Genomic DNA, 15,905 nt, shown 5'->3' on the forward strand with positions numbered 1-15,905 from the left:
GTGCAGGCTGCGATCATGGCTCCGGACCGGCACCATGCCCGGATGAGCGCAGACATCACGCACTGGGCCGACGGCCGCGCCTTCACCGGCTCGTCCCAGCAGTGGGCCCCGGTCACGAACCCCGCCACCGGCGCCGAGAGCGGACGCGTCGCCCTGGCCTCCGAGGCGGACGCCGCCGCCGTCATCGCCTCCGCCGTGCGGGCCCAGCCGGCCTGGGGCGACACCTCGCTGGCCCGCCGCACCCAGGTGCTCTTCGCCTTCCGTGAGCTGCTCAACGCCCGCCGGGCCGAACTCGCCGCGATCATCACCGCCGAGCACGGCAAGGTGCTCTCCGACGCTCTCGGCGAGGTCGCGCGCGGCCTCGAGGTCGTCGAGTTCGCCTGCGGCATCAGCCATCTGCTCAAGGGTGGCCACACCGAGGGGGCCTCCACCGGCGTCGACGTGCACTCCAAGCGCGTGCCCCTGGGCGTCGTCGGCGTGATCAGCCCGTTCAACTTCCCGGCCATGGTCCCGATGTGGTTCTTCCCCGTGGCCATCGCCGCCGGCAACGCCGTGGTGCTCAAACCCAGTGAGAAGGACCCTTCCTCGTCGATCTGGCTGGCGCGGTTGTGGAAGGAGGCCGGTCTGCCCGACGGCGTGTTCAACGTGCTGCAGGGCGACAAGGTCGCCGTCGACGCGCTGCTCACCTCACCCGACGTGCAGGCCATCAGCTTCGTCGGGTCCACGCCGATCGCCTCCTACGTCTACGAGACCGCCTCGAGGCACGGCAAACGCGTGCAGGCCCTCGGTGGGGCGAAGAACCACATGGTGGTGCTGCCTGACGCCGATCTCGACCTCGCCGCCGACGCCGCCGTGAGCGCGGGCTACGGCAGTGCGGGCGAACGCTGCATGGCCATCAGCGTTCTCGTGGCCGTCGACTCCATTGCGGACGACCTGGTCGCCCGGGTCGCGGAACGCACCCGAACGCTGCTGATCGGTGACGGGGGGCCGGGTTTCGATCGCGAGGCGGACATGGGCCCCCTGGTCACCAAGGCGCACCGCGACCGGGTGGCCGGCCTGATCGGTGACGGCGAGTCCGCGGGGGCCAAGGTCGTCGTCGACGGGCGCACGGTGCAGGCCCGCGGTGAGGCCGACGGGTTCTGGCTCGGGCCGACGCTTTTCGACAACGTCACCGCCGACATGGACATCTACCGCGAGGAGATCTTCGGCCCGGTGCTCTCGGTCGTGCGGGTCGCCACCTACGCCGAGGCGGTCGAGCTGATCAACGCCAACCCCTACGGCAACGGCACGGCCGTGTTCACCAACGACGGCGGCGCCGCGCGCCGCTTCGAGAAGGACGTGAACGTCGGCATGATCGGCGTCAACGTGCCGGTTCCGGTTCCGGTGGCCTACTACTCGTTCGGCGGCTGGAAGCGCTCGCTGTTCGGCGACACCCATGCGCACGGCGTCGAGGGCGTGCACTTCTTCACCCGGGGCAAGGTCGTCACGACCCGCTGGATCGACCCGGCCAACCGTCCGTCCGGGGGCCTGCAGCTCGGCTTCCCGCAGAACGACTAGGGGGTGCGGCGATGTCCGATCTCGACGGCACCCACGACGCCCGGCGCACCTACGAGCTCGACCGCGCCCACGTGTTCCACTCCTGGTCGGCGCAGGGCGCGCTCGACCCGATGGTGATCACCAAGGCCGAGGGCCCCTACGTCTGGGACGGTGACGGGCAGAGGCTGCTCGACTTCACCTCGCAGCTGGTCTACACGAACCTGGGCCACCAGCACCCGCGCATCGTGGCGGCGATCCAGGAGCAGGCCGCGGCGCTGTGCACGGTCGCCCCGGCCTACGCGAACGGCGCCCGGTCGGAGGCGGCGCGGCTCATCGCCTCGCACACCCCGGGCGACCTGAACCACGTCTTCTTCACCAACGGCGGGGCGGACGCGAACGAGCACGCGGTGCGGATGGCCCGGCTGCACACCGGCCGGCACAAGGTGCTCTCGACCTACCGCTCCTACCACGGCGGTACGCACCTGGCCGTGAACCTGACGGGCGACCCGCGCCGGTGGGCCAACGACAACGCCTCGTCCGGCACGGTGCACTTCTTCGGGCCCTTCCTGTACCGCAGCGCCTTTCACGCGACCACCGAGCAGGAGGAGTCCCAGCGGGCGCTGGCCCACCTCGAGCAGGTGATCACGCTGGAGGGACCCTCGACCGTGGCCGCGATCATCCTGGAGTCGATCCCGGGCACGGCCGGGATCATGGTGCCGCCGCCCGGCTACCTGGCCGGGGTGCGTGAGCTGTGCGACCGGTTCGGCATCGTGCTCATCGCCGACGAGGTGATGTCCGGCTTCGGCCGGGCCGGGAAGTGGTTCGCGATCGAGCATTTCGGGGTGACGCCCGACCTCCTGACCTTCGCCAAGGGCGTCAACTCCGGGTACGTGCCGTTGGGTGGCGTGGCCATCAGTGACGCGATCCACGAGACCTTCACCGAGCGCGTCTATCCCGGCGGCCTGACCTACTCCGGGCATCCGCTGGCGTGCGCGGCGGCGGTGGCGACGATCCGCACGATGGAGGACGAGGGAACGGTCGCCCGTGCGGCCCGGCTGGGTGAGGACGTGTTCGGCCCCGGCCTGCGGGAGCTGGCGGACCGGCACGAGTGGATCGGCGAAGTGCGGGGCACCGGGGCGTTCTGGGCGCTGGAGCTGGTGGCCGACCGCACGACCCGGGAACCCCTGGCCCCGTACGGCGGCAGCAGCCCGGCGACGGCGGCCCTGCTCCGGGCCTGCCGGGCCCAGGGCCTCCTTCCGTTCGCGAACTACAACCGCGTGCACGTCGTCCCTCCGCTCAACCTCACCGACGAGCAGGCCCACGAAGGGCTGGCGGCGCTCGACGCGGCGCTGACCTCGGCCCGGGCGGCGGTGTAGCGGGCCGGGCCGATCCGGGAGACCTCCCGGGTCGGCCCCGTCCCGGTCCGGTCGTATTTATCGGGAGCCTTCCGTACTCTCCAGGGAAGATCACCGGGGTGACGGACCGCCGCGTGGGGGCACGGGCGCGGTCCGCGGCGAATCCGGTGACGGCGCGTGAAGACGCGCTCACGAGAGCGGATGTGGTGAGGATGCGGGTGGGGAACCTACGGTCGGCGCTGGCGGTGGCGGCGGTCACGGTGTTGCTGACGAGTGCGTGCACGTCCGAGAGCGGCGGTGAGGCCTCGGCTCGGCCCACGGCTTCGGCTTCGAACTCGGTCACGGTCCCGGCGGAGGCGACGCCGGTCTCGGTGGGGTCTTCCGGTGAGAAGGTGAGCGCGGCGGTGGCCTCCGACCCGGGCACGGTGGCGCAGCTGCGCGAGATCGTGGCCCGGCAGGTCAGGGCCGGCCGCAAGCGGTACCAGCTGGAATCGCCGGCTCTGGTCGACATCACGGCCCTGGGCGAGGTCGGCCAGGTGCGGTACGCGGTGGCGGTGTACCCCACGCGGCTCGACGGCAGGGGCGAGCCCTTCTGGAACGAGATGTTCCTCCTCGCCCCGGCCGGTGGTGACGCCGGTGACTTCACGCCGATGCACGCCGCGAGCGAGCAGGTCGCCATCGAAGACTCGATCGTGCGCAACGCGGAGGCGGTGTTCCTGCGCTACCGCGAGCCCACGGACGAGGCGGTCGCGGGGGCGGTCGTCGTGTACGCGCCCGGGGCCACCGACGTCACGGTGAAGCACGCCACCGGCGAGCTCACCTACGACGGCACCTCCAGCTGGGCCGTCGAGGTCTCGAAGATCGGGCCGGACGACGACACCGACCTGGACTTCACCACCGAGGGCGGCTCCGGGACCCGGGGCACGACCGTCGGGAGCTGGCCCTTCACGAAGTAGCCGCGGGCCGGCCGGACCGGCACGCGGGGGCCGGTCCGGCCGGCAGTCCGTATCCTCGGCCCATGACCGACCCGCACGCCGATCTCGTGTTCACCGGTGGCCCTGTTCACTGCCTCGACGCCGCCCGCTCGCAGTCCTCGGCGCTGGCGGTGAGGGACGGCCGGATCGTCGCCCTCGGGGTGGGGGCCACCGCCGCGGTGGGCCCCAAGACCGAGATCGTCGACCTGGCCGGGCGGGCGCTGCTGCCCGGTTTCCAGGACGCGCACGTCCACGCCGTGTTCGGCGGCCTCGAGCTCGGGCAGTGCGACCTGTCGGGCACCACCGACCTGGGGGAGTACCGGCGGCTGATCAAGGTTTACGCGGACGCCCATCCGCAGGTGGAGTGGATTCTCGGCGGCGGCTGGTCGATGGAGAGCTTCCCGGGCGGCGTGCCCACCGCGGAGCTGCTCGACGACGTCACCGGTGGGCGTCCCGCGTTCTTCTTCAACCGCGACCACCACGGTGCCTGGGTGAACAGTGCCGCCCTGCGCCGGGCCGGGATCGACCGCGGCACGCCGGATCCGGCGCACGGGGTGATCAACCGGGATGCGGACGGCCACCCGGTCGGTGCGCTGCAGGAGGGGGCGGTGTCGCTGGTCGCGGACATCGCCCCGAAGGCCACCGCCGCCGACCGCCTCACCGGGCTGCTGCGGGCCCAGGAACTGCTGCACTCGCTCGGGATCACGGCCTGGCAGGACGCCATGCTCTCGGCCACCAACGGCTACCCCGACGTGACCGACGCCTACTGCACCGCCGCCGAAAGAGATCTCCTGACCGCCGATGTCGTCGGCGCGCTGTGGTGGGACCGCGACCGGGGCGCCGAGCAGATCCCCGAACTGACCGCCCGGCGCGACCTTTTGAGGATCGGCCGCCTCGACGCGTCCACCGTCAAGATCATGCAGGACGGGGTCGCCGAGAACTTCACCGCGGGAATGACCGTGCCTTACCGGGACTCCTGCGGGCACGCGACCGCCAACCGTGGACTGAGCTTCGTCGACCCGCTGAAGCTGCGGGAGTACGTCACGGCGCTGGACGCCCTCGACTTCCAGGTGCACTTCCACGCCCTCGGCGACCGGGCCGTGCGTGAGGCCCTCGACGCGATCGCCGCCGCCCGTGCCGCCAACGGATTCCGCGACACCCGGCCCCATCTCGCCCACCTGCAGGTCGTGCACCCCTCGGACGTGGCCCGATTCGCGCAACTCGGCGCGACGGCGAACCTGCAGGCGCTCTGGGCCGCGCACGAACCGCAGATGGACGAGCTGACCATCCCGTTCCTGGGTGGCGGCCTGGCCGGGCACCAGTACCCGTTCGGCGACCTGCACCGTGCCGGTGCGCGGCTGGCGGCGGGCAGCGACTGGCCGGTCAGCAGCCCGAACCCGTTGCTGGGCATCCACACCGCGGTCAACCGGCGCACGCTCGGCAGCACCGCGCCGGCGTTCCGGCCCGGCCAGAGCATCGACGCGCACACGGCTTTCGCGGCCTACACCTCGGGCAGCGCCTACGTGAACCGGCGCGACGACACCGGCACCCTGGCCGTGGGGCACCGCGCCGACCTGGTCGTGCTCGACCGTGACCCGTTCGCCGTTGCGGTGGACGAGATCGGTCGGTGCACGGTTGATCTCACGTTCGTGGACGGCCGGGTCGTGTTCAGCCGCTAGACCACCTCGGGCGCCGGGCTCTCCTCGACCGAGTAGTCGTACAGGTCGTCGAGCGAGTCCAGCCCGGTGACGTCGAGGACGTCCTGACGCACGTCGGGGCATTCCTCGTGCACCCGGGCGTCGAACTGGGCGTCGGCGAACGTGCCGTCGTCGGCGCCACCGTCGGCGATCGGGGCGGCCCAGAAGATGCCGAGGTTGCGGGCCGCCCTCTCGGGCGGGTAGTCGGCGGGCAGCGTGAGCAGCTGCACCGGGAACACCTCGCAGCCGATGTGGCCCATGCCCGCGATGCCGGCGGTGGTGGCCATGTCGTAGAGCACGGCGTTGGTGCGGTCGATCAGGTCGCCGTAGGCCCGCAGGGCGGTGGCGTGGTCGGCCTCCACCGCGGGCTTGATCTTCTTCATCGTCGTCGAGATCTCGGCGAGCTCGGCGCTCCAGGCCCGGTCCTGCGCCTTGCCGACGTTCCAGGTGCTCTCGACCGTGGGGTCAGGGCTGGGGGAGCGGTCTTCGAAGGCCGACGACGGATACGGGATGTCGGGGTCGCCGGTGGTGCAGGCGCCCAGCAGCAGGCCCGTGAGGACGAGACCGAACGCGACGGCGGGACGGGTCACGGGCTGACGTTCTGGGTCTGGTCCCAGAGGTCGTCGATGCTGGCGACGCGGGTGGCGGCGAGCACCTCGCCGCGCACGTCGGGGCACTCGGCCCGCATCTGCGCGTCGAGCCGGACGTGCCCGAACTCCACGTCGGTGGCCGATCCGCCGCCCGCGGCGGCCACGACCGGCGCCAGCCAGCTCAGGCCCATCAGCTTGGCCTGGTCGGCGGGGTCGGACTTGCTCACGGCCTGCAGCTGACTCGGCATGACCTCGCAGGCCAGGTGCCCGAGGCCGGTCGGCCCGGTGCCGGCGGCCCACTGCGTGACCACGCTGCCGAGCTCTTCCTGCAGCTCGGCGATCTCGGTCAGGTCGTCGAGGCTGTCGAGCGAGTCCATCCGGCCGGTCAGCTCCTCGACCTGGCTCTCGTAGTCACCGGACTCCGGGCTGGCACTGGCCACCGGTGCCGCGGATTCCCCACCGCTGTCGGCACTTTCGCCACTGCAGCCGGACAGCATCAGGCCGCCTAGTGAAAGTGCCGCCGACACAGCCAGAACCGCGCGTTTGGTCACCACGGCAGACATCATCTCATCCCCTCTCGGAACGACCACCGCAGCGGCCCGGCGTTGCGCGCCGGGCCGCTGACGGCGAGTGAAAAGTCAGCTCCCCGCAGCCTCGTACAGGTCGTCGAGGCTCGTGACCCCGGTGGCGTCGATCACGTCCTGGCGCACGTCCGGGCACTCGGCCCGGACCTTGGCGTCGAGCTGGGCGTCGGCGAAGCTGCGCGCCTCACCCGCCGAGGCCTCCACCAGCACGCTGTCGACGAACGCCCCCAGGTACTGCGCCAGCTGCTCCTGGTCGTCGGCGATGCGGCCGGACAGGGTCTTCATCTGCACCGGCAGGGCCACGCAGACGACGTGACCGATGCCGTCGGGCCCACCGGCCGCCCCCATCTCGCGGGCGACGGTGCCGACCTCGGTGCGGAGCTGGATCTGGGCCTCGCCCTTGGCGGTCTCGCTCTGCGTGCTCAGGTCGGCCAGGGACTGGGTCCAGGCCGCGTCCTGGGTCGCGTCCACGGTCCAGCCCGCGACGCTGCTCGACGCGGACGGCGCCGGCGAGGCGTCGTCGGAGGAGCCGCCGCTGCATCCGGCCAGCACCAGCCCGATGATCGAGACGGCCATGGCGCACCGGGCCGCCGGTATAACCCGCACGTTCGTTCCCCTTCCTCGTCCGGAACCCTGCGTCCGGGTTCGGAAAGCATGGCAGGGACACGGTGCCCCGATTGACCCCGATCGCCCGGAAAGGCGGCAGATCCCCGCGGGCACCTGCGCAGCTGCCCGTGCGCGCACCCGGGCTGCCCGGGCGGTGCGCCGGACGCGTCGATCATCGCAGCGTGCCCACCCGCTCCCGGGACGCCTATGAGGGCCGTCACCCACATTCGCCGCGTATCGGGCCCTCGTGCCCCCGAGTCCACCCAGACCTGCCCGCCCGTGCCCGTACGCCCGTGCCCGAGCGCCGGGCTCGTCGCGTCCGTCGCCGCACCCGGTCGGTCAGGCCTGACTGGCTCAGGCCTGACTGGCTCAGGCCTGACTGGCTCAGGCCTGACTGGCTCAGGCCTGACTGGCTCAGGCCTGACTGGACCAGACCTGACTGGACCAGACCTGACTGGACCAGACCTGACTGGACCAGACCGGGCCGGGCCGGGCCTGACCGGACCGGGCCGGACCGATGGGGCGCGCCGGACCCGACCGGCGCGTGCCCGCCGGCCCGGACCAACGCGTGGCCCGGCAGGCTGGTTGCGGCCGTGTCCCCGGCCGGGCCGGCCGACGCGTCCCCCCTTCGAAAGACCCGGATCGGCCGACGGCCATTGACATGACCGAAATGCCCGGGTCAAGCTGACTCGCGCAGTCTGAAACGATTCAGCATCTGTCGGAGGAGACCCAACGATGAGTCCCCGCACGAAACGCCTGGTCAGGGCCGCCCTGGCAGCCTCCTGCGCCGCCGGTCTGATGCTCACCGGACCCTCGGCCCAGGCCACCGACCTCTCGGCCCGGGGCATCGGCCTTCCGGCCCAGGCCACCGGCCTCCCGGCCCAGGCCACCGGCCCCTTCGCCCAGGCCACCGGCCCCTCCGCCCAGGCCGCCGGCCTCTCGCACCGGGCCGCCGGATCATCGGCGAACGATGTGCGGCAATCCCGGCCTCAGGTGAAGGCCGAGCTCGAGAAGCTCGACCGCGGCCTGATCGCCGCCAGGACCAGTGAAGGCGTGTTCCTGAGCTGGCGCCTGCTCGGCGACGAGGCCACCGGGTCGTCCGAAACCGGTCTGACCGGAACGAACTTCAACGTGTACCGGGGCGGGAAGAAGCTGGCCACGGTCACCGGCAGCACGAACTACCTCGACAAGGACGGCTCGGCGACCGGGACGGCCACGTACCGGGTCGTGCCCGTGCGGGGCAAGCAGGAGTACGGCCGCTCGGCCAGTGTGAAGGCCTGGGACACCGGCCATGTCGATCTGCCGCTGAAACGCCCGGCGGGCGGTACGACCCCGGCCGGGGAGGCCTACACCTACTCCGCCAACGACATGAGCGTCGGCGACGTGGACGGCGACGGGCAGTACGAGTACGTGGTGAAGTGGGACCCGTCGAACTCCAAGGACGTTTCCCAGGTCGGTTACACGGGCAACGTGTTCATCGACACCTATGAGCTCGACGGCACCCTGCTGCACCGCATCGACCTGGGCGTGAACATCCGCGCGGGGGCTCACTACACGCAGTTCCTGGTCTACGACTTCGACGGTGACGGCCGCTCGGAGATGATGTTCAAGACCGCCCCGGGCACCAGGATCACCCGCTACGACAAGAGTGGCCGGGTGATAGGTGAGAAGTACGTGACCATCTCGGCGAAGGACAGGAAGGCCGGGGTGAAGAACTCCGACGACTACCGGATGAGCGCGGCCGACTATCACGACCATCTCGTCACGCTGTTCAAGGGCTGGAGCCAGAGGCGCGAGGTCACATCAGGTCAGTGGCCCGCCACCCTCGAACAGGCCTTCGGCATCGAGAAGCAGTACGAATACCCGCTCAGCACAGCCGATGCCGAGAAGCTCGTCGACTATTTCATCGACGTCTACGCACCGAGCCGCAGTGCCCGCAACCAGCTGCGGAACTTCGAGGGCTTCATCGTCGACGGGCCCGAGTACCTCACGGTCTTCGACGGCCGGACGGGACAGGAACTCGAAACCACCGACTACAAGCCGGGACGCACCGACGACGGACTTCTGTGGGGCGACTACGCCATGGCCCGCATCGAACCGGGCAACCGCGTCGACCGGTTCCTCGCCGGTGTGGCCTATCTCGACGGCAGGCGCCCGTCGGCCGTTTTCGCGCGGGGCTACTACACCCGCACCACGCTGGTCGCCTACGGCTGGAACGGTAAGAAGCTCACCGAGAACTGGTACGTAGACAGCGGCTGGACCCCGATGACGAACCCGTTCAACGACTCCCCGCACGGGCGCGACGGCACCAGCAAGGAGTTCGGCACGCTCACCACGCAGGGCTTCCACAGCCTGAGCGCGGCCGACGTCGACCAGGACGGCAAGCAGGAAATCGTCTACGGCAGCGCCACTGTCGATCACGACGGCAGCCTGCTCTACTCGTCCTTCGACACCATGCCCGCGGGCAGCGCCACCCCGGGGGTGAGCGCCCGCCTCGGTCACGGAGACGCCATGCACGTCACCGACATCGATCCCACGCGGCCCGGTCTCGAGATCTTCACCGTGCACGAGGGCGGCGCCTACGCGCCCTACGGGATGGCGATGAGGGACGCGTCGGACGGCGAGGTGCTCTTCGGCACCTACTCGGGGGCGGACACCGGGCGCGGGATGATCGGCGACGTGCTCCCGGACGTGCCCGGGATCGAGAACTGGGCCAGCATGCCGGGTGGTTCCGGCGCACTCGGCCTGCACAGTGCCCAGGGCGACCTGGTGACGAACACCAGCCCGGGCACGAACCAGAGCATCCGCTGGGCCGGTGACGGAACCACGCAGATCCTCAACGGTTCCGGCGAGGTCACCCCGACGATCGACGACGCCTCGCGCGGCACCCGGCTGACCGCCGAGGGCACCCGCACGAACAACGGCACCAAGGGCACGGCCTCGCTGGTCGCGGACGTGTTCGGTGACTGGCGCGAGGAACTGCTCGTGCGCACGTCCGACAGCTCGGCGATCCGGGTCTACACCAGCACCGAGCTGACGAACCACAAGCTCTACACGCTGATGGCCGACCCGCAGTACCGCGTCGAGGTGGCGCGGCAGCAGACCACCTACAACCAGCCGTCGTACCCGAGCTTCTACCTGGCCTCGGACACGGACTGGTCGAAGGTGCCCCTGCTGAAGCGGTAGGTGAGAGGGGACGAAGGGCCCGGGCCCTTCGTCCCCCGTCGGGTCTCGTCAGCGGGCGACGGGCTGGTCCTGGTCGCGACGGCGTCTTCGGTCTGGTCCGGAGCGTGGTGCTGGTGCTGATGTGCGCGAGACCCTGAATCAGTTGGCCAGGGTGAGGATCTCGGGCTCACCGTCGGTGATCGCGATGGTGTGCTCGGTGTGCGCGGTGCGGCAGCCGGTGGAGCTGCGCAGCGTCCAGCCGTCGGCGTCGGTGACGAGCTTGGCGGTGTCGAGCATGACCCAGGGCTCGAGGGCGAGCAGCAGCCCCGGGCGCAGCGTGTAACCCCGCCCGGCGCGGCCGGTGTTGGGGATGTGCGGGTCCTGGTGCATGGTCGAGCCGATGCCGTGCCCGCCGAACTCGGTGTTGACGGGGTAGCCCGCGCCGGTGAGCACGCTGCCGATGGCGTGCGAGATGTCGCCGATGCGGTTGCCGGCCCGGGCGACCTCGATGCCCGCGGCCAGGGCCGTGCGCGTGGCCTCGATCAGCGCCAGACTCTGCGCCGGCTGCGACTCGCCGACCACGAAGCTGATCGCCGCGTCGGCCGCGACCCCGCCCTTGAGCACGGCCAGGTCGAGCGTGAGCAGGTCACCGTCTTTGAGGGCGTAGTTCTTCGGCAGGCCGTGCAGCACCGCGTCGTTCACCGCCGTGCAGATGTAGTGGCCGAACGGGCCGCGGCCGAACGAGGTGGGCTCGTAGTCGACGTAGCACGACGTCGCCCCGGCCTCGAGAATCATCTCCTTGGTCCAGCGGTCGATGTCGAGCAGGTTCGTGCCGACCGTGGCCCGGCCCTTCAGCGTCTGCAGGATGTGCCCGACCAGGGCGCCGGTGACCCGGGCGGCGGGCAGTTCGGTGGGGGTGAGGATCTCGATCATCAGCGTCTTTTCTCGCGCGACCAATAACTATCCCGGTAATACTATCCCAGCTATCATCGGGGTCATGGTCAGGATGCCGCTCACCGCGAACGAGGTCGAACGGGGACAGCGTCTGGGCGCCCTGCTGCGGGAGGCCCGGGGTGATCGCCCGATGCTGCAGACGGCGCTCGACGCCGGGGTCTCGCCCGAGACCCTGCGCAAGATCGAGTCCGGCCGGGTGGCCACGCCCGCCTTCACCACCATCGCGGCGATCGCCGAGGTGCTGGGCCTGTCGCTCGACGTGGTGTGGGCCGAGATCAACCAGACGCGGGGCGCGCAGCTGGCCTCGTGAGCTCCTGCGTACCGAGCACCAGCGCGAGCGCCAGCCTCTCGGCGTCGGGTGTGCCCGGCTCGGCGGTGTAGACGCTGACGCGCAGGTCGTCGAGGGCGAGCAGAAGGGCGTCGCAGTCCAGCGTGATGCGCCCGACCGCGGGGTGGTCGATCGTCTTGCGCCGTGACGGATCGGGCCGGGGCGGGGCGGGGGAGTCCCACAGGTCGCCGAAACCCGTCGTCCCGCGACGAAGTTCACCGATGAGCCGGGCCAGGGAACGGTCGGCCGGGTAGCGGGCGGCGGTACGGCGCAGGTCGGCCACCAGCCGGGCGACGTGCGTGGCCAGTTCGTCAGGCGTGTGCACGACCCGGTTGCGGTGCCCGTGGAGATGCCGCCAGATCGCGTTGCGCTCCGGGCCGGTCCAGCCGGTGGTGTCGCCCATCAGCGCGTCGTAGGCGGGGTTGGCCTCGACGAGCGTCCAGGTGGCGTCGTAGACCACGACGGGGTGCTGGTCGAAGCGGTCGAGCAGGCGCCGCACGCTCGGGGGGATCCGGGTGGGGACGACGTCGGGACCGGGCGCGGTCAGCCCGGCCAGTTCGTACATCAGGGCGCGGTCGGGGTCGGGCAGGCGCAGCGCCCGCACCAGGGCCTCCACGACCTGGGCCGAGGGGGTCGTGGCCCGGCCCTGCTCGAGGCGGGTGAGGTAGTCGGCGGAGATCCCGGCCAGCTGGGCGAGTTCCTCCCGGCGCAGCCCGGTCGCGCGCCGCCGCCGGCCCAGCGGTACGCCGACCGCCTCCGGGCTCACCTGGTCACGCCGCCGGCGCAGGGCCGCCCCGAATTCGCTCACCCGGCCAGTCTGCCCCTCCCGGCCGCCGGGATCCTGGCCCTGCCAGTCCTACGACAACCCGGCGACTGCCTGAGCCCGGCCGGGGCGAGCAGGCTGCTGCCCATGACGACCGTGCTCATCACCGGACCCACCCGCAGTCTGGGCCGGGTCACCGCCGAGGCCCTGGCCCGGCATCCCGAGGTCGAGGACCTGCTCCTGGTCGGGCGCCGCGGCCCCGCCCTGGACGAGGTCGCCGAGCGGGTGCGCCGTCCCGGCGTCCGGGCTCACCCGATCGGCTGCGACCTGGCCGACCTCTCCGACGTCCGTTCCGCGGCCGCCACCGTGAGGGGGCTCGTGGAAGCCGGGACCGTGCGTCCGTTGCTCGCCCTGATCGCCAATGCCGGCATCGCCTCGAGCGACGGCATGCGCGCCTCGGCCGACGGCCACGAGCTCACCTTCGCCGTGAACCACCTGGCGCACGCGCAGCTCGTCGGCGACCTGGAGCCGGTGCTCGCGCCGACGGCCAGAATCGTTCTGCTGGGCTCGAACACGTACTACGCCAACATCTGGCGCCGGCTGATGCACGTACCGCCGGCGAACTGGCGCGACCCGCTGGAGCTGGCGGAGCCGGGCACCGGCAGCTCGGGAATGACGGCGTACTCGGACTCCAAGCTGGCGATCCTGTACTACGCGCACGAACTGCAGCGCCGGATCGCGCCGGGCGTGAGTGTCGTGGTGTACGAACCCGGCTGGATGCCCGGCACCGCCCTGGGGCGGGGCGCCCCGCCGGCGGTGCAGGCCGTCGGCCGGGCCCTGGGGCACATCCCCGGTGTCGCGACCCCGGAACGGTCGGGGCCGCTGCTGGCCGCGGTCGCGGTGGACGCGCGCTGGGCCCACCTGCGCGACGGCGCGTTCGTGGTACGTGACCGCGTGGTCGAGGTGCAGCCCCTGGCCCAGGACCGTGATCGCGAGCGCCGGCTGTGGGAGGCGACGGCCGAGCTCCTCGCCTAGGCATCCCTCTCGCGCAGTTCGCGCTCCCGCTCGGCCAGGCTCTGCTCCCACCGGCGCAGCGCCTCCTCGTGCTCCCGGTCGACCTGCTCCTGGTCGCGGCGCAGCTGGTCGTCGATGGCGGCGGCATCCCGGGAGTAGCTGGCCGGGCGCTCGTACTCCGGGAAGCCGGCCGTCGCGGTCGAGCGCCACGGCACCGCGTTGCCGGCCTGCGACGGCCAGGTCCGGCCCGCGACCAGCCAGCAGATCGGGCCGATCACCGGCAGGACGATGATGATGAGGATCCAGAGCGGCTTGGGCAGGTTGCGCACCAGGGCGGAATCGGTCTGGATGCAGTCGATCAGGCAGAAGATCAGCAGGCCGAGCTCGACGAGGGCGGGCAGGAACCGGATCACGGGGGCTCTCCTCGAGCTGATGGCACGATCTGTCGTGGGCTGCCGGATCGTAGCGCCCGGGAGCGCCGCGCGTCCCGGGAATTGATCATGAACCGACGCGGATCGAGCCCTTACACTCGAGCAATGTCTGGGCAAGCGCTTTCCCAACCGGCTCTCGTCGACGGCGCGCACCCGGTGCGCTCCCTCCTCCGGCTCCTCGCGCGCAGACCCGGCCGGATGTCCGTGGCTCTCGGCGCCTTCGTGCTCAAGGAGATCCCGATGTGGATGCTCCCGGTGATCACGGCGGGGATCATCGACACCGTCGCGACCGGCGGCGAGATCAGCACCGTGGCCGGCTGGCTCGTGCTCGCCGTGGCCCTGCTGGCCCAGAACTACCCCAACCACCTCGTCTACACGCGCAATTTCATGATCGTGGTGCGTGACACCGGAGCCGAGCTGCGCAACGTGCTCGCGGCCCGGCTCCAGACCCTGTCCATCGGCTTCCACAACCGCTCCACCAGCGCCGTCGTGCAGAACAAGGTGGTGCGCGACGTCGAGAACATCGAGCTGATGCTGCAGCAGGTCGCCCACCCGCTGCTGTCGGCCGTGATGGTCGTGACCGGCGCGGCCGTGATGACCGCGATCCTGGTGCCCCAGTTCCTGCCGGTCTACCTGCTCACCGTGCCGATGGCCCTGCTCGTGCGCTGGACCGTGGCCCGCCGCAGCCGTGACCGCAACGAGCGCTTCCGCCTCGAGATGGAGGGCCTGGCCGCCCGGGTCGGCGAGATGGCGTCACTCATCCCGGTCACCCGCGCCCACGGCCTCGAGCAGACCGCCATGAACCGCGTCGCCACCGGCGTCGACCGGGTGCGCGAGCAGGCCCTCAAGCTCGACATGCTCAACGGGCACACCGCGTCCATGTCCTGGGTGAGCATGCAGTTCCTCGGGGTCGCCTGCCTGGCCCTCGCCGCGCTGGCCGCGCTCACCGGCACCCTGCCCATCGGACCCGGCGACGTCGTCCTCCTGTCGACCTACTTCACCCTGCTCACCCAGGGGCTGATCCAGCTGCTCGGCCTGCTGCCCGTCGCCGCCCGCGGCGTGGAGTCGGTGCGCTCGATCGCCGAGGTGCTGGCCGAGCCCGATCTCGAGCTCAACGCGGGCAAGCACGCCGTGACCCAGGTCGGCGGCGCCCTCCTGCTGCACAACGTCAGTCACCGCCACCCGGACGCCACCGTCGACTCCCTGCACCGCATCGACCTGTCGATAGAACCCGGCGAGACCGTCGCGTTCGTCGGCCCCTCCGGTGCCGGCAAGTCCACGATCCTCAACCTGGTGCTGGGTTTCGTGCGTCCCACCCGCGGCCGGATCCTGCTCGACGGCGCCGACATGCAGGACCTCGACCTGCGCGTGGTGCGGCGTTTCGTGTCGGTGGTGCCCCAGGAACCGCTGCTGTTCGAGGGCAGCATCCGCGACAACGTCACCTACGGGCTCGACGACGTCCCCGACGAGCGCGTGCGCCGCGCCCTCGCCGACGCCCAGGCCCTCGACATCGTCGACTCCCAGCCCGACGGCTGGGACACCGTGGTGGGGGAGCGCGGCGCCCGCCTCTCCGGGGGCCAGCGCCAGCGCATCGCGATCGCCCGCGCCCTGATCCGCGAACCCCGCATCCTCCTGCTCGACGAGGCCACCAGTGCCCTCGACCCGGAGTCCGAGAGCCAGGTCAAGGAAGCCCTGTCCCACCTGATGGGCGGCTGCACCACGCTGGTGGTCGCCCACCGCCTCTCCACGATCCGCCAGGCCGACCGCATCGTCGTGCTCGAGAAGGGTGGCATCGTCGAGATCGGCGGCCACGACGACCTTCTCGCCCGCGGCGGTCGCTACGCGGCCCTGCACCGGGCCCAGGCGGGGTGAACGCCGGTCGATGACGGACGCGCCGGGGCACCTCGG

At 71.4% G+C, this 15,905-nt stretch carries 14 protein-coding genes; 8 read left to right on the forward strand and 6 right to left on the reverse strand.

All coding sequences use genetic code 11. The features are described from left to right. Positions 1–42 precede the first annotated feature (42 nt). The 4 genes from J2S57_RS23155 to J2S57_RS23170 all read left to right on the forward strand — a co-directional run bounded on the left by J2S57_RS23155 (position 43) and on the right by J2S57_RS23170 (position 5,544). Positions 43–1,557 (forward strand): CoA-acylating methylmalonate-semialdehyde dehydrogenase, encoded by a 1,515-nt coding sequence (locus J2S57_RS23155; protein WP_307246500.1) that lies wholly within the window; start codon positions 43–45, stop codon positions 1,555–1,557. An 11-nt stretch (positions 1,558–1,568) separates the two neighbouring features. Continuing rightward, entirely contained in the window at positions 1,569–2,912 is a 1,344-nt protein-coding gene (locus J2S57_RS23160; RefSeq protein WP_307246502.1) for an aspartate aminotransferase family protein, read from the forward strand. Positions 2,913–3,109: 197 nt separating this feature from the next. Next, positions 3,110–3,847 carry a hypothetical protein gene (locus tag J2S57_RS23165; protein WP_307246505.1) on the forward strand — a complete coding sequence of 246 codons (738 nt, stop codon included), beginning with the start codon at positions 3,110–3,112 and terminating at the stop codon, positions 3,845–3,847. Between the two features lie 62 nt (positions 3,848–3,909). Next, the gene (locus tag J2S57_RS23170; RefSeq protein ID WP_307246507.1) at positions 3,910–5,544 is read left to right on the forward strand and encodes an amidohydrolase; all 1,635 of its coding nucleotides are present in this window, start codon (positions 3,910–3,912) and stop codon (positions 5,542–5,544) included. On the opposite strand, the gene J2S57_RS23175 is transcribed toward J2S57_RS23170, so the two are convergent. From J2S57_RS23175 to J2S57_RS23185, 3 genes are all read right to left on the reverse strand, one after another. Further along, positions 5,541–6,152, reverse strand: a complete 612-nt coding sequence (locus J2S57_RS23175) for a hypothetical protein (RefSeq protein WP_307246509.1) — start codon at positions 6,150–6,152, stop codon at positions 5,541–5,543. The two genes, J2S57_RS23170 and J2S57_RS23175, sit on opposite strands and share 4 nt — an antisense overlap. Next, on the reverse strand, positions 6,149–6,706 hold the full coding sequence (locus J2S57_RS23180) for a hypothetical protein (protein ID WP_307246511.1): 558 nt from the start codon (positions 6,704–6,706) through the stop codon (positions 6,149–6,151). The genes J2S57_RS23175 and J2S57_RS23180 overlap by 4 nt, the downstream gene beginning before the upstream one ends. A gap of 84 nt (positions 6,707–6,790) precedes the next feature. Further along, complete coding sequence (locus J2S57_RS23185; RefSeq protein ID WP_307246513.1) at positions 6,791–7,312, reverse strand: hypothetical protein; 522 nt, start codon at positions 7,310–7,312, stop codon at positions 6,791–6,793. A gap of 765 nt (positions 7,313–8,077) precedes the next feature. On the opposite strand from J2S57_RS23185, the gene J2S57_RS23190 reads away from it, so the two are divergent. Continuing rightward, a complete protein-coding gene (locus J2S57_RS23190; RefSeq protein WP_307246515.1) occupies positions 8,078–10,528 on the forward strand; it encodes a rhamnogalacturonan lyase in 2,451 nt (816 codons plus the stop codon). Between the two features lie 138 nt (positions 10,529–10,666). On the opposite strand, the gene map is transcribed toward J2S57_RS23190, so the two are convergent. Further along, positions 10,667–11,440, reverse strand: coding sequence for a type I methionyl aminopeptidase (gene map / locus J2S57_RS23195; protein WP_307246518.1), 774 nt, complete (start codon positions 11,438–11,440; stop codon positions 10,667–10,669). 64 nt (positions 11,441–11,504) lie between these two features. Between map and J2S57_RS23200 the strand changes: the two genes are divergently transcribed. Then, on the forward strand, positions 11,505–11,771 hold the full coding sequence (locus J2S57_RS23200; protein WP_307246520.1) for a helix-turn-helix transcriptional regulator: 267 nt from the start codon (positions 11,505–11,507) through the stop codon (positions 11,769–11,771). Here J2S57_RS23200 and J2S57_RS23205 read toward each other — a convergent pair. Continuing rightward, complete coding sequence (locus tag J2S57_RS23205) at positions 11,737–12,597, reverse strand: helix-turn-helix transcriptional regulator (RefSeq protein WP_307246523.1); 861 nt, start codon at positions 12,595–12,597, stop codon at positions 11,737–11,739. The two genes, J2S57_RS23200 and J2S57_RS23205, sit on opposite strands and share 35 nt — an antisense overlap. Before the next feature lie 102 nt (positions 12,598–12,699). On the opposite strand from J2S57_RS23205, the gene J2S57_RS23210 reads away from it, so the two are divergent. After that, positions 12,700–13,587, forward strand: coding sequence for an SDR family NAD(P)-dependent oxidoreductase (locus J2S57_RS23210; RefSeq protein ID WP_307246526.1), 888 nt, complete (start codon positions 12,700–12,702; stop codon positions 13,585–13,587). Here the strand turns inward: J2S57_RS23210 and J2S57_RS23215 are convergent. Beyond that, positions 13,584–13,979 carry a PLDc N-terminal domain-containing protein gene (locus J2S57_RS23215; RefSeq protein ID WP_307246528.1) on the reverse strand — a complete coding sequence of 132 codons (396 nt, stop codon included), beginning with the start codon at positions 13,977–13,979 and terminating at the stop codon, positions 13,584–13,586. The genes J2S57_RS23210 and J2S57_RS23215 overlap by 4 nt on opposite strands. Before the next feature lie 123 nt (positions 13,980–14,102). Here J2S57_RS23215 and J2S57_RS23220 point away from each other — a divergent pair, with 123 nt between their 5' ends. Beyond that, a complete protein-coding gene (locus J2S57_RS23220) occupies positions 14,103–15,869 on the forward strand; it encodes an ABC transporter ATP-binding protein (RefSeq protein ID WP_307246530.1) in 1,767 nt (588 codons plus the stop codon). The last annotated feature ends 36 nt before the right edge of the window (positions 15,870–15,905 follow it).

Origin of the sequence: Kineosporia succinea (assembly GCF_030811555.1) — a bacterium.
GTDB lineage: Bacteria > Actinomycetota > Actinomycetes > Actinomycetales > Kineosporiaceae > Kineosporia > Kineosporia succinea.